Origin of the sequence: Methylobacterium sp. 37f, assembly GCF_023093475.1 — a bacterium.
GTDB lineage: Bacteria > Pseudomonadota > Alphaproteobacteria > Rhizobiales > Beijerinckiaceae > Methylobacterium.
This window is the reverse complement of record NZ_JAGHKN010000023.1, coordinates 1-13,179: the sequence shown is the minus strand read 5'-3', so window position 1 is coordinate 13,179 and position 13,179 is coordinate 1. Positions and strand designations below refer to the sequence as shown.

Sequence of the window (13,179 nt, the reverse complement as noted above, 5' to 3'; positions counted from 1 at the left end):
GGGCCGGACGTCAGGCCTCGCCGCGCAGGCGGCGACGCACCGCCGACCACAGCGTCGCCAGGGCGCCCGGTTTCACCGGAACCCTGAGCGCCACAGAAGTCTTGGACGCCACGCGTGCTTCGGGCTGGACTGGCGCCTGAGGTTTCGTTGGCGTCTGGGCAGGCGCTCGGGGCAACAATGGCAGGCGCGGCACGGTCCGGCGCGCGGTCGGCAGCGGCGGGGTGGCGGCGTTGGGCAGGGGAATCGCCGCCGCATCGCCCCGTCGCGCCCGGGGCAGGGCCTCGGCATAGGGCGTGCGGAACTGGTCGACCTCGGCGCCGCGTCGCGGGATCAGCTCCGCCGGACGGTTCCAGAGCAGGAACGCCTTGGCCGCGCCGTCGCGGTCGCCGACCTTCAGGCGTCGGACCACGGTGGAGCGTGCGAAGGCCGTCGGCCCGATGTTGAAGCAGAGCGAGACCAGGGCGTCGAAGGCGTGGTCCGGCAGATCGTCGCCGACCGCCGTGGCGACGGCCTGGATGTAGCGGGCGACGTCGCGGCGGAAGAGCGCGTCGCAAGCCGCTTCGGTCAGGCGAAGGCCCGGCGTCACCAGGGGCGGACCCGCCGCCGAAGTGTGCCCGATCCCGATGGTCCAGACGCCGACGCTGTCGCGATAGGCGCTTAAGCGCCGGCCTTCGCGGGCGATGAGCACGGCTTCGCCGATGGCACTGAGGGTCATGCCGCGTCTCCGGATGATGAAAGTGAGAGAGCACTGAAGTGATGAGCGCAGAAGTTCCGGTTGATTTGCCGGAATCTCTACGCGACAACTGATTCCGACGCGGGATCAGGAGGGGGATGTGTTGCGAAAGCTCATCTCGGATGCTTTGAGGCAGAAATCAGGTGGGCAGGACCGGTCCGGCGGCGGGGCCGCGCCGGCGCTCGACCGGACCTTCCCGTCCATGCGGTCCCTGGCCCCGCCCCCGGCTGAGAACGACAATCCGCTCACCGATCTGTGCGCCGCCGTCGAGGCCGACCTGCGGGCGGCGGGCTACCTGCGCTGAGGGGCGCGGGAGGGATGGCGAGGCCCCTTGCGGTCAGGCTCCCTTCGGTCAGGCCCCTTTCGGGGCGGCTTCCAGGGCGGTGAGCCGCGCTTCGAGGCCCCGGGCCAGGAACAGCAGCAGCTCGTCCGTGCGGAAGCCGTAGCGCTCCCCGGCGGCGCGGCCCGGCACCGCGTCCTCCGCCGGAACGGCCGCGACGATCTCGGCGCCCGCCGCATCGACCTCGGCGGTGGAGGCGGGGATCGCCGGCCGGGGCGGCACGGCCGGCCACGCGTCGCGACACAGGAAGCCGTAGGCGAACGGGTCGAGGCCATGGGCTTCGAGGATCGCCGTCGCCCGCTGCACGGTCAGGCCGACATGTCGGCGTGCCCCGGCGCCCTTGCGCGCCAGCGCTTCAAGGAACCGGAAGGTGCCGATCTCCCGGGCGAGCGCGCGCGCCGCCGCGATCTCGGCCTCGGCCAGGGGAACGACGGGCGTCTTCTCGCGGGCATCCGAGGTGTTGATCGCGCCCGTGCCGGCATACAGCACCGCGGCGCGCAGGGCCGGGGTGCCGAGGCTCCAGGTGTTGTCGGCCGTGTGGGCGATGATGCCCGCCACCCCGAGCTTCGTCGTCAGGGTGGCGCTGGTGCCGAGGCCGAGATTGCCGTCCGGGCCGAAGCGCGCCACCTCGCGCAGGGTGCCGGGGCGCGCGCCGTCCGCCGGCTTCACGAAGATCGCGAGGCCGCCCGGATACCCGCTCGACGCGCCGGCCGTGCCCATCGTGCCGGCAAGGCCCGCCAGGGGCCAGGGAGTGCCGCCGCTGGTGGCCTGCACGGTCAGGCCGCCCCCCAGCAGGCTGCCGTCCGTGGCGAGATCCTGGGTCAGGCGCAGGGCGGGCGCGCCGAGGAGCGGGCTTGGCATCGGCCCCTTGAGATCGACCCGGCCCGATGCCCGGTCGATCCGCAGCGCCTCGCGAAACCCGCCCGTGTCGGGCGCGACCTTGATCGCGAAATCGTCGTTGCCGGACAGTCCGATCTCGGCACGCCCCGTGAAGGCGCTCTGGAACAGCAGGGACAGGATGTTGCCGGCGGCCTGCTTGTTCAGGGTGTAGCGCAGGTCCCCGGTGCCGCCCTCCGCCGTCGTCAGGGCGGTCCAGAGGGCGGTGTTCAGCTTGGCGGCGAACGGATTGGCGGCGTCGGCCGTGGTGCCGATGCCGAGGCGCGTCAGGTTCTGGAGCAGCTTCGGAGCGGAGCGGAGTCCGATCCATCCGGTTGCCGTGAAGGCGTAGAGTTCGTCCTCGTCGAGCATCCAGGCGAGCCAGCCGGGCTTGGGCGCGAGGCCGCTCCAGCGCCCATCCTGGAAGCGGGCGATCTGTCCAGACAGACCGGCCCAGGCCCCGGTCGGACTGGGGCTCAGCACCAGGTAGCGATCGCCCTCGGCGGGGGTGGGCGGCGGCGCGCCGAGGTCCTTGTCGCGGCAGGCGAGCTGGACCAGCGCGTCGAGGCCCATCAGCGCTTCGTTGTGCGTGACATGCTTCTGCGCCTGACCCGCCGCGATCAGCGGCAGCGCCAGGCTGGGGGTCGTCTCGGGCATCGGTCGGCTCCGGCTTGAGGGTCGAGAATCTCCGGCGGCGTCGCGGCGGATCAGGCGGACGCGACCGCCACCTGCGCGCGGGTCTCGGGGCCGACCCCCGCCGCCAGACCGACCTGCGCCACCGCGACGTCGAGGCGCCCCTGGGGGCCGCCGAAATCCGCCGCCTCGTCCGTCGCCGGGTAGAGGAGGTCCGGCGCGGCCGCCGTCAGAACCCGCAGGGGCCGGCCCTCGGGCGAGAACATCGTGACCCGGTAGGCCTCGGGCTCCTCCAGCGGGATCTCGGCGGCGTCCCACGAATCCCCGTCGCGCCGGGTCCGGCGAATCCAGGCGAGGCGCACGCCTTCGGGCTCCCGCTGCGCCCGCAGGTGGACGGGGCTCAAGGGGCGCAGGGCGGTGAGGCCGGCCGTGGCCTGCAGGGCGACATAAGCCGGATCGGCGGGCTCGCCCGTCGCCGGGCCGATGCGGTAGCGGAAGGGCCGTCCGGCCTCGTCGAGGCGTTCCACCAGCGGTACCACCGCCCCGTCGAGGCGCACGATCAGGCTGCCGGCGGGGCTGGCCCGGGCGGCCTGCGCCTCGCTGCCGGCCAGACCGCGCAGGAGCCCGGTCAACCGGTAAGTCCCGGGCCCGATCAGCGTCACCCCGGCGGCCGCGATCAGCTCGATCGCCCCATCTCTCGTGCTGCGGACCGCGAACAGGTTGCCGCCGGCCAGCGCCGCCGCCTCGCCGATGGCGGCGAGATCGCCGGCGTGGCGCAGGCGGACATCGAGCCGGGCGCCGCGATCGAAGCGCCAGAGCGGGCCGGGGGGCAGGGCGGTCAGGGTCTCCCCCAGGCAGGCGGGAAGATCGACGAAGCCGTGGGGGACGAGCGCCGCGTCCTCACCCTCGGCGCGCCAGATCGCCACCGGCCCGGGCCACGGGTCCGCCGCCACCGCCAGCACCTGAAGGGCGGTGGAGCTGCCGCGATCGGCCGGCAGGTCGAGGGCGACGGCGAAGGGCGGCCCGGCCAGGGCCGGCACGGCGCGGCGGGGGCGCATCCCGGCGCGGTCGTCCGTCCGGGGCGTCCAGCCGTGGAGGGGCACGCCGCGGGTCTCGATCTGGCGCCCGCGCGGGCTGTCGGCGATGCGCAGGATCCGGTGCGGTCCGGGCTCCCCCGGCAAGGCGAGGAGGTCGCCCGGCGCGAGGTCGATCCGGCGCGGGCTCAAGGTGAAGCGGGCGGTGTCCCGGGCCGCGAGGCGGGCATCGAGGGCGGCCTCCGCCAGGGCCTCGGCGCAGGCGCGCCGGGTCACCACGGCGGCTTCCATCCGGGTCTCGCGCCGGCGGGCACCGGTGGGGCGGATCGCGGCGGCGCTCGCCCGGCGGTACTCGGCGGTGTCGCCGTCGGTGAAGCCGATCTCCAGCGAGCGCGGCAGCTCCGCCTCCTCCGCCCGGACCCGGGCGAGGGGGGCTTCGGCTTCGCGCAGCACCACGAGGTCGTCGGCCGCGATCGCCAGCGGCACCTCCCGGCGCGGCCCCCGGATCGTCAGGGCGCCGGCCTGGGCCGAGACGTCGAGGCCGTAGAGCTGCGCCAGGGGCTCGAGGGCGGCCCGGGCCGACATCGGCCGGTCGATGACGTAGCCGTCGAGGAAGGCGTTCGCGGTGATCGCCGCCGGCACCGTGATGCCGAGGTCGGACAGGATGGCGGCGACGAGCCGGTCGAGTTCCAGCCCCTCGATCCGGCCGGTGATCCAGTGGCCCACCGACCAGTTGCCCGCATCCGCCCAGACGCTGTCGAAGTCCGGGAAGGCCGGGTAGGGTCGCGCGTCCCAGCACCAGACGAAGATCGCCTCCGCCGGCACCATCGGGCCGCCATACAGGGACGAGACCGGGTTGTGGGCGGGTTCGAAGCCCGGCAGGGCCGGGTCGAACCGCCCCAGGATCGCGGCGAGACCGCGGGCCTGGATCAGGTCGTCGCGGGTGCCGCGCGAGGCGGGCGGGCTGGCGTTCTCGGCGGATTTCGGGTCGGGAAAGACGTTCGGCCCGTTGGTGCCCTTGTCCACCGCCGGCACGCCGATCTCGGTGAGCCAGATCGGCTTCGAACGCGGCACCCAGGCGGTCGCGCGGGTCTCGACCCCGCCGTCCCGCTCCACGTGGCGGTTCGTCCACCAGCCCACCAGATCCTTGGCCCGGAAGGTCCAGGGCTTGGCGTAGCGCCCGTCGGTGATCGGCGTGCGCCGCTGCGCCGCCCGGTCGGCCGCGTCGGCATAGTACCAGTCGAAGGCCTCGCCGGCGCCGACCCGGTCCTTCAGGTAGGCGGGGTCGTAGATGGCGTCGGCCAGCGCCAGGTCGGCATGGGCGGCGCCGTCGCGCCAGTCGGTGACGGGCGGGTAGTAGTCGATGCCCACCGCGTCGATGGCGGGATCGGCGAACAGGGCGTCGAGGGGAAACCGGAGGGTGGCGCCCCCGTCGCGCACATCGGCGCCGTACTCGGTCCAGTCGGCGGCATAGACGAGGGCGACGTCGGGGCCGAGGCGCTGGCGCAGGGTGGCGGCGAGATCGCGAAATCCCTCCACGGCGGGGTAGCGCCCGGCTTCCGCCCGCACCCGGGTGAGGCCGACGAACTCGCTACCCACGATGAAGCCGGCGAGCGGTAGGCCCTGCGCCGCCCAGCCGGCCGCCAGCGCGGCGTAATGCAGCACCAGGGTGCGGTACTGGGTGAAGAACGCGGCCACCTGGGCGCCGGCCGCCTCCGTGCCGTCGGGGCTTCCCGGCCGTCCGGGAGCCGGGTCGCAGGTGATGCGCCCGCGCCAGGGATAGGCCGGCTGGCGCCCCGCCTGCCCGTCGCGCGGGTCCAGCAGCGCGTTGTCGGCGGCGACATCCATCATCACGAAGGGGTAGAGCACCACGCCGAGGCCGCGCCGATTCAGCTCCGCCACCAGCCGGGTCAGGCCCGCATCCGAGGGCGTGCCGCCATAGGCCGGGCCGCCGCCCGGGGCCGTCGAGACGGGCGCGACCGCGTCGCGGCGCAGGCCCGCCACCGCCCAGGTGTCGCCGCTGGTGACCTTGGCGGCGTTGTCGACCCGGGGCCGGATGGTGCAGCGGCCGGCGCGCAGGTCGTCCCCGAACCAGCTCGCCACCACGGAGACCCGGGTGAGGCGCGGGCACAGGGCCTGGAGCGCGTCCAGGGAGGCGACGACGTCGGCACCCGCCTGCATTTGGAACCGGTTGGCGGGGCGCGTGGTGCCGTAGCCGGCCTCCTCGGTGACGCGGAGCGGATCGAGGCCGAACTCGGTGGAGCCGGGGATGAGGCAGACCGCCCGGATCATCCCGGCGAGGCCCGCCACCGGGCGCAGCACCTCGAAGGCGAATTGCGGAATCCGGTTGCCGAATTCGGCGAGCGCCAGCCGCTCGAACACCACGTAGGCGAGGCCCCGATAGGCCGGCGCGTTTTCAGGCCCCTCCTTGGCGACGATGAGCGGGTCGGGCTCCTGGTCCGCCGCGCCGCGATGCAACCGCAGGGCGACGGTGGTCAGGTCGATCTCGCGCCCGTCCGCCCAGACCCGCCGGACGCCCGCCACCGGGCCCTCGCACAGGCCGATGGCGAGATCGACGAAGTAGGCATAGGCGGTGCGCTTGACCTTGCCGCCCCCGATCGCCTTGCCGCCGGCGGCCGTGACGGCACCCGTGCTCGCCACCTCCAGGGGCCGCGTCGCCCAGATCAGGGTGCCGCCGATCTGGGCCCGGCCGTAGACGCGCGGGATCGGCTCGCCCTCGGTCGAGCTCAGGCCCGCCACGTCCGACAGGCGCGGCCCCTCGACGGTGCGTCCCCCTGCGAGGCCCCCCAGCAGGGCCGCGTCGAGGCCCGACCCCGCCATCGTCCCGAGGGCGCCGCCGATGATCCCGCCGATCGGGCCACCCAGCACCGTACCGGCCGCCGCCCCGGCGGTTTGCAGGATCAGCGTGGCCATGGCGGACTCCGGAAGAGGGGGCGAGAGCGGGGGCGGTGCGGCTAGCCTCCGTCTCCCGAAATCGGGAAGCGGAAGACGTGGGCGAGGTGGCGCCGCCACCAGCCCGTCAGGGCCACCTCCGTGACGACGGCGCCGTCATGGGCGTGGATCATCGTGCCGGCGCCCGACGCGAGGGCGCAGTGCCGGGCCGGCAGGTGGGCGCGAAACCGGAACAGCAGCACGTCGCCGGCCCGCGGCTCGGCGCGGGCAACCGGCGCGAGGTGGCGCCCGGCCGCCTCCGCCAGCGGATCGGTGCCGGGCGGGGCCGATTCCGCCCAGGATGCGCCGTAGGCCGGGGCGGCCTCCGGCTCCGATCCGAACGCCTCGCGCCAGACCCCGCGCAGCAGCCCGAGGCAGTCGCAGCCGACGCCCTTCAGCGAGGCCTGATGGCGATAGGGCGTGCCGATCCAGCCGCGCGCCAGGAGGACGATCGTCCCGGGCGTCATCCCCGTTTCAGGCGTCATGGTGTGCCTCACCGGAACAGGCTGCCGCCGTCGAGGCCCGGGCCGGAGCCCGGGACGGGGCGCAGCACGAAGTCGTTGCCCGGCAGGTGCGGGAAGCCCTGGAAATTCGGCACGTTGGCGAATTTCTCGCGGCAGGTGGCGAGGCGCTTGTCGCAGCCCGCATGGAGGCGGAACCGGTCGCCGGGCGCCACCGGGCGGGCCGGCGCCTGCCACAGGTCGAGCCGGATCGCCCTCGCGTCGCCGGTGCGGTCCTGAATGTCGGCCTGTTCGCGGATGTCGCCCTCCTGGCCGACCTGGGTGCCGCTGGTCCAGGTCAGCCGCCCCCCGGTGAACCAGCCGGGCGCGAACACGCCCGCCAGGGTCACGCCGAGCGTGCCCGGTTCCGGCACGGCACTTACCGTCCCGGTGGTGGAAACGCGCGCGTCGGCGAGATTCACGCGGCATCGGGCATCGCCGAGATCGGCGCCGCAGGTGGCGCGATAGGTCCTGCCCCGCTCGGCGTCGAGCTGGTCCATCAGCCCGCGCAGTTCTGCCACGAAGGCGGTGCCGGCCCGGCGCACCTCGCCGATGGTGCCGATATCGAGGAGGATCCGCGTCTCCGGTCGGCTCCAATCCACCAGCCAGGTCTCCACCGAGGCCCCGTCGTAGAGCCCGCCCGCGATGTCGGCGTCGGTGAGGCCGAGGGCCGAGAGGGCGCCCGCCACCTCGCCGCCCCCGATGGCGAAGCCGAGTTCGGCGCTGGCCTCGGCGGCCTCCAGCCCGGACCGGGCGGCGTAGGTCAGGCCGCCGAAGGTGAGGTCGCGGTCGTGGTCGGTGAAGCCGAGGCGGGCACCGTCGCGCCGGCTCAGCGCCCAGGCATGGCACAGGGTGGTGGCCCCGCCGGCGAGATGCGCGGCGAGGTCGGGGGGCAGATCGCGCATGGTCCAACCTCCTCAGGAATGGGTCGGGTTCACCCGCGGATCGGCCCGGAGGCGCGCCACGGCGAGGTCGATGAAGGCACGCACCTTCGCGGGGGCCCGGCGCCCCTCCGGGCTCACCACATGGACCGGCATCGCGGCGGCGGCCGGATCCTCGAGCACGAGGCGCAGGCGCCCCTCGGCCAGGGCCGGCGCGACCTGATAGGACAGCAATTGCGCGATGCCCTGGCCTGCCAGCGCGGCCGCCAGGACGGAATCGATGGTGTTGCAGCTCAGCCGGGACCGCAGGGCGACGGCCGTCCCCGGCTCGGGGCCGAAGCGTCCGTCCGCCCCGAGCCCCTGGCTCGCCGAGCCGATGACGGCGTGGTGGCGAAGGTCCCGCAGGGTCGCTGGCTGGCCGTGCCGCTCGAGATAGCCCGGCGCGGCGCAGAGCACCCGGCGGACGGCGCCGACCCGGACCGCCGTGAGCCCGGAATCGGCGAGCGGACCGATGCGGACGCCGACATCGGCCCCCTCGTCGATCAGGTTGATCACCCGGTCGAGGAACAGGGCGCGGGCGGAGACGGCGGCATGGCGCGCGAGGTAGTCGGTGATCACGGGCAGCACGTAGAGGCGGCCGAACTGCACCGGCGCGGTGACGGTGAGCGTGCCGGACGGCGTGGCGTAGGACCCTGCCGCGGCGGCCTCCGCCTCCTCGATCTCCGCCAGGATGCGCCGGCAATCCTCCAGGTAGCGCCCGCCCGCCTCGGTGAGCTTCACCGAGCGGGTGGTCCGCGTCAGCAGCCGCGTGCCGATCCGGTCCTCGAGGGCCGCCACCGCCCGGGTCACGGCGGGCGGGCTCATGGCGAGCTGGCGCGCGGCCGCGGCGAAGCCCCCGCCCTCCGCAACCCGGACGAAGACCCGCATCGCCTGCCACCGATCCATGCCTGCGCCTCCCCGATGGTCATATTATTCCATTTTGCGGAACGGTGGCTTCCGGAGAAAGAGCATTCTCCTGGTCCGGCGCAGGATCTTGAATGCGGATGTCGCCGACGCTCCGGCCCGACAGGAGATCTCCCATGAAGCTGTTCCACTTTGCCCTGTCAGGTCACGCCCACCGGGCCCGGCTGTTCCTGTACCTGGTCGGCCAGCCCTGCGACCTCGTCGAGGTCGACCTCGCCCGGGGCGAGCACAGGGCGCCGGACTTCCTGACGCTCAATCCCTTCGGGCAGGTGCCGGTGCTCGTCGACGGCGACACGGTCGTCCCGGATTCCAACGCCATCCTGGTCTACCTCGCCAAGCGCCTCGGCCGTACCGACTGGCTGCCGGAGGATGCGGCCGGCGCGGCGCGGGTGCAGCGCTGGCTCTCGGTGGCGGCCGGCCCCATCGCCTTCGGGCCGGCGGCGGCTCGCCTGGTCACCCTGTTCGGCGCCACCTTCGACGCCGCGGAGGTCATCGCCCGTGCCCACGCCATCCTCGGCCGCGTCGAGGCCGAACTCGCAGACCGGCCCTGGCTCGCCGGCGACCGCCCCACCGTCGCGGACGTGGCGCTCTACAGCTACGTCGCCGGCGCACCCGAGGGGAACGTCGACCTCGCCCCCTATGCGCAGGTCCGCGCCTGGCTCGCCCGTATCGAGGCCCTGCCGGGCTTCGTGCTGTTCCCCCAAACTCCGGCCGGCCTGCGCGCCGCCTGACCGTCCCGGCAGGTGGTTGGCTCCGAACGGTCGCAAGCTGGCGCGGATCCGACTCGTCCTCTGGGAAACACGCGCACAGCACCCCGTCATCCCGGGGCCGCGCAGCGGAGCCTGGCGACTGTCTTACGGTGCAAGATGTTATGCCGTCGGCGGCTCTGGATCGCACGCCGCCGGCGCGCCCCTTCGGGGCCGGGCTCATCTGTGGCGCCCCGGAAAGACCCTGTGGTGCCGTCCGCCGTCACCGCGCCGGTCAGGAGGCGGAGTGCCCAATCCCGCCGAACCCTTTCATCGGATCATGATCAAGCTCAATCTCGGGAGATTCCCCATGTCCCTCCCCAACGCGCGCTCGGAGACCCACCCCGCCGGGCCCTGGCATCCGGGCGAGGTCGCGATCCAGGCGCATGTCGGGGTCGCCGGGCGGATGGCCGAGCTCGGTCCCCGGGTGATCCGCGACCACCTGATCGACCAGCACCGCGCCTTCTACGCGCATCTGCCCTTCGTGGTGCTGGGCACGGTCGACCCGGCCGGCGAGGCCTGGGCGACGGTGCGGACCGGGGCGCCGGGCTTCCTCGACGCCCCCGATGCCGAGCACCTGCGGGTGCGGGCGGCGCCCCTGCCCGACGATCCCGCCGAGGGCGGGCTGGCGGACGGCGCCGCCATCGGGCTCCTCGGCATCGACCTCGCCACCCGGCGGCGCAACCGCCTCAACGGCACCGTGGCGTGCCACCGGCCGGAGGGCTTCGCGATCCGCGTGGCGCAGAGCTTCGGCAATTGCCCGCAATACATCCGGGTTCGGACCGCCCCGGAGCCGGTCCCGGCGGCGCCGGTTGCCGCCCAGGTGTCGGATCACCTCGATGCGCGCGCCCGCGCGCTGATCGAAGGCGCGGAGACGATGTTCGTCGCCAGCTACGCGGTGGGCGCGGACGGGACGCGGCAGGTCGACGTCTCGCATCGCGGCGGCCCGGCCGGCTTCGTCCGGGTCGGATCGGACGGCGTGCTGAGCATGCCGGATTACGCCGGCAACCGCTTCTTCAACACGCTGGGCAACATGCTGGCCAATCCGCGCGCCGGGCTCCTGGTCATCGACTTCGCCAGCGGCGACCTGCTGCAGATGACCGGCCGCCCCACGGTGATCCTCGATGCCCCCGACTGTGCGGACTTCCCCGGCGCCGAGCGCCTGTGGCGCTTCGCCCCCCGCACGGTGATCCGGCGTCCGGGCGCGTGGCCGCTGCGCTTTGCTGCGCCGGCTACGGCACGATCTCGATGAGCGGCACCTTCGGGATCTCGCCGGCGCTGAAGGCCGACAGGTCGATGGTAAGATCGTCGGTGTCGAAGCGGACCGGCACGTCGAAGGTGAAGCCCGCGGTGACCCGGAGGCCTGCGCCCGGCACCGCGTCGGCCGCGAAGGTGAGACGCCCGGTGGTGCCGTCGCAGACGACCTGGGCGGGCGCCACCGCGACGCCGTCCACCGCCACCCGCACGCTCTCGGCCACCGGCTTGGCGATGATCCGGCGATAGGGCATCGGGCCGGTGCCGTAGGTCTTGGCGAGCTGGAACACCCGCGTGGTCCCGTCGCCGAGCCCGAGAAACTGGTCGGTGGCGGCGATCGGGCCGGAGGGCGGCCCCGAACGCGCATCGACCCGGTCGCGGTAGCGGAAGCCGTAGAGCCGGCCGCGCCGCTCCTCGAAGAAGCTCAGCACCGCGTGCAGCGCATCGAGGGTGCGGATGCCGAAGCCGGCATCGTAGCGCCGGCGCGAATCGGCCCAGCGGCTGTTGCGGTGCTCGCGGCCCGAGGCCAGGGTGACGATCTCGGTGAGGCGGCTCGGCCCCCCGCTGCCGCGCAGGGCGACGTCGAGGGGAAAGCGGACCTCGTGGAAGTCGCTCGGCGGTTCGATGGCCATGATGCGCTCCTGCGATTCCTGCCCCGCCCGCTCACAGACCGCGCCGGCCCCGCGCCACCGCGCGGGCGAGGCCGGCGGCCACCTGCGCCTCGGAGCGGCGGAAGCTCTCGAGGTCGGGCGTCGCGATGTTGACGGTGATGGGGCTCGCGGCCTGGGCGCCGGCGGCGACGCCGAGGCGGCCGTCGCTGCCGCGCTTCAGCGGCAGGATCGCCTCCGGCCCGGCCTCGCCCATCAGGCCGAGGCCGTCGCGCATCGGGAAGTAGGTCGGGGCCGCCACCACGCCGCCCGCCGCGAACGGGCGCACCCGGCCCTGCGCCACCACCCCGCCGCGGGCGAAGGCGGCCTCGCCCCCGGCCGCCCCGGCGCCCGCGCCCATCAGCCCGTTGACCAGCCGGGTGATGCCGGCCTTCACCGGGCTGAGGGCCGCCTTGAGCGCCACGTCCGAGAGCTTGGTGGTCAGGCTGCCCAGGACGCTGTCGAGCTGGCGCCCGGCCCCGACATTGCCGGTCAGCGCTTTCGAGAGGCTCTGGCCGAAATTCTGGGCGAGCTTGTCGAGGGTCTCCAGTTGCTTGACCCGGGCGGTGTCGGCACGGGCGGCGGTGCCGCTCCCGGGTTCGGTGTCGGTCATGGCGGATTCTCTCGGCTCAGGGGGGATCGGGATAGCGGTCGATCAGGTCGCGCAGGCCGGTCGCGTCGAGGGCGGCCCGGGGGCCGGACAGGCCGGCGGCGGCCATCAATTCGCGCGGCGTGGCACGCCAGAAATCGCGCGGGCGCCAGTGCAGACGCCCGAGACCGAGCGCCAGCGCCTCGTCCCACGGGAAGGCGGAGGGGGGCTCCGGCGCCGTCCCGCCCGTGGGATTCAAGGGTGGTCGGGGCTCTCCCCGAAGGCGGCGGCCAGCACCGCCCCGATGGCCGTGCCCATCGTCTCCAGGTCGCCGGCCAGCGGCAGGTCCGCCACCGCGGAGGCGTCGAGGTCGTGGCCGCCGCCCCGCAGGGCCGCGCCGAGCAGCGCGATGAGGTCGCGGCTCTTGAGGTGGCCCTCGCCGAGGCGGGCCGCGAGGTCGGTGAGGTCGGCGGCACCCAGGGCATCCTCGAGTTCGGCGAGCGCGCCCAGGGTGAGGCAGAGGGTGTAGCGCTCCGTTCCGAGGGCGAGCGCCACCTCGCCGCGCCTGCGGTTGGCCATCAGGCGGCCGTGAAGGCGAGGGGGCCGGCCGAGTCGAGGGCCATGTCGAAGGTCACCTCGCCGGCATGGTCGCCGCGATATTCGAGGCTGGCGATCTGGAACGCTCCCTCCAGGGTGCCGAAGCCCGGCACCACGATCTGGTAGGTCTCCAGCGTGCCGTCGAAGAACACCTGCCGCAGGCGGGCATCCGAGGCCTCGTCGCGGAAGACGCCCGCGCCCGAGACGGCGGCGCGGCGCACCCCCGCCCCGGCCAGGAGTTCGCGCCAGCGCCCGGCGGAATCGGCGTTGGTCACGTCGACGGCCTCGGCGTTGAAGGCGATCTGGCGGGCGCGCAGGCCCGCCACGGCCAGGAAGGCGCCGCCGTTGGCGATGCGGATGAGCAGGTCCTTGCCGCGTTGCGCTGCCATGGTTCAGCTCCGGATGTTCGAGGGGGGCGAGGGGGAGGGGGGATC

The 13,179-nt window shown here is 74.3% G+C and carries 14 protein-coding genes; 3 read left to right on the top strand and 11 right to left on the bottom strand.

Translation table 11 applies throughout. The features are described from left to right. Positions 1–10: 10 nt before the first annotated feature. Entirely contained in the window at positions 11–715 is a 705-nt protein-coding gene (locus tag J7U37_RS15730; protein ID WP_247636330.1) for a lysozyme, read from the bottom strand. Between the two features lie 121 nt (positions 716–836). On the opposite strand from J7U37_RS15730, the gene J7U37_RS15725 reads away from it, so the two are divergent. Next, complete coding sequence (locus tag J7U37_RS15725) at positions 837–1,037, top strand: hypothetical protein (protein WP_247636329.1); 201 nt, start codon at positions 837–839, stop codon at positions 1,035–1,037. A gap of 48 nt (positions 1,038–1,085) precedes the next feature. On the opposite strand, the gene J7U37_RS15720 is transcribed toward J7U37_RS15725, so the two are convergent. The 5 genes from J7U37_RS15720 to J7U37_RS15700 are packed head-to-tail and all read right to left on the bottom strand — an operon-like array spanning position 1,086 to position 8,894. Beyond that, entirely contained in the window at positions 1,086–2,606 is a 1,521-nt protein-coding gene (locus J7U37_RS15720; RefSeq protein WP_247636328.1) for a DUF2793 domain-containing protein, read from the bottom strand. A gap of 50 nt (positions 2,607–2,656) precedes the next feature. After that, on the bottom strand, positions 2,657–6,550 hold the full coding sequence (locus J7U37_RS15715; protein WP_247636327.1) for a glycoside hydrolase/phage tail family protein: 3,894 nt from the start codon (positions 6,548–6,550) through the stop codon (positions 2,657–2,659). Between the two features lie 41 nt (positions 6,551–6,591). Then, a complete protein-coding gene (locus J7U37_RS15710; RefSeq protein ID WP_056178551.1) occupies positions 6,592–7,053 on the bottom strand; it encodes an NlpC/P60 family protein in 462 nt (153 codons plus the stop codon). Between the two features lie 8 nt (positions 7,054–7,061). Then, entirely contained in the window at positions 7,062–7,973 is a 912-nt protein-coding gene (locus tag J7U37_RS15705; protein ID WP_247636326.1) for a DUF2163 domain-containing protein, read from the bottom strand. Positions 7,974–7,985: 12 nt separating this feature from the next. Continuing rightward, positions 7,986–8,894 carry a LysR family transcriptional regulator gene (locus J7U37_RS15700; RefSeq protein ID WP_056178557.1) on the bottom strand — a complete coding sequence of 303 codons (909 nt, stop codon included), beginning with the start codon at positions 8,892–8,894 and terminating at the stop codon, positions 7,986–7,988. Positions 8,895–9,028: 134 nt separating this feature from the next. Between J7U37_RS15700 and J7U37_RS15695 the strand changes: the two genes are divergently transcribed. Continuing rightward, entirely contained in the window at positions 9,029–9,643 is a 615-nt protein-coding gene (locus J7U37_RS15695; RefSeq protein WP_247636325.1) for a glutathione S-transferase, read from the top strand. A 325-nt stretch (positions 9,644–9,968) separates the two neighbouring features. Further along, positions 9,969–10,910 (top strand): pyridoxamine 5'-phosphate oxidase family protein, encoded by a 942-nt coding sequence (locus J7U37_RS15690; RefSeq protein ID WP_247636324.1) that lies wholly within the window; start codon positions 9,969–9,971, stop codon positions 10,908–10,910. Here the strand turns inward: J7U37_RS15690 and J7U37_RS15685 are convergent. The 5 genes from J7U37_RS15685 to J7U37_RS15665 are packed head-to-tail and all read right to left on the bottom strand — an operon-like array spanning position 10,891 to position 13,134. Continuing rightward, positions 10,891–11,544 carry a DUF2460 domain-containing protein gene (locus J7U37_RS15685; RefSeq protein ID WP_247636323.1) on the bottom strand — a complete coding sequence of 218 codons (654 nt, stop codon included), beginning with the start codon at positions 11,542–11,544 and terminating at the stop codon, positions 10,891–10,893. The two genes, J7U37_RS15690 and J7U37_RS15685, sit on opposite strands and share 20 nt — an antisense overlap. Positions 11,545–11,575: 31 nt before the next feature. Next, positions 11,576–12,172, bottom strand: a complete 597-nt coding sequence (locus tag J7U37_RS15680; protein WP_247636322.1) for a phage tail tape measure protein — start codon at positions 12,170–12,172, stop codon at positions 11,576–11,578. 16 nt (positions 12,173–12,188) lie between these two features. Next, entirely contained in the window at positions 12,189–12,407 is a 219-nt protein-coding gene (locus tag J7U37_RS15675; RefSeq protein ID WP_247636321.1) for a phage tail assembly chaperone, read from the bottom strand. Further along, positions 12,404–12,727: a gene transfer agent family protein gene (locus tag J7U37_RS15670; protein ID WP_247636320.1), complete on the bottom strand. Its 324-nt coding sequence runs from the start codon at positions 12,725–12,727 to the stop codon at positions 12,404–12,406. Before J7U37_RS15670 ends, J7U37_RS15675 begins: the two co-directional genes overlap by 4 nt. After that, positions 12,727–13,134, bottom strand: coding sequence for a phage major tail protein, TP901-1 family (locus tag J7U37_RS15665; RefSeq protein WP_056178576.1), 408 nt, complete (start codon positions 13,132–13,134; stop codon positions 12,727–12,729). The genes J7U37_RS15670 and J7U37_RS15665 overlap by 1 nt, the downstream gene beginning before the upstream one ends. Positions 13,135–13,179 lie beyond the last annotated feature (45 nt).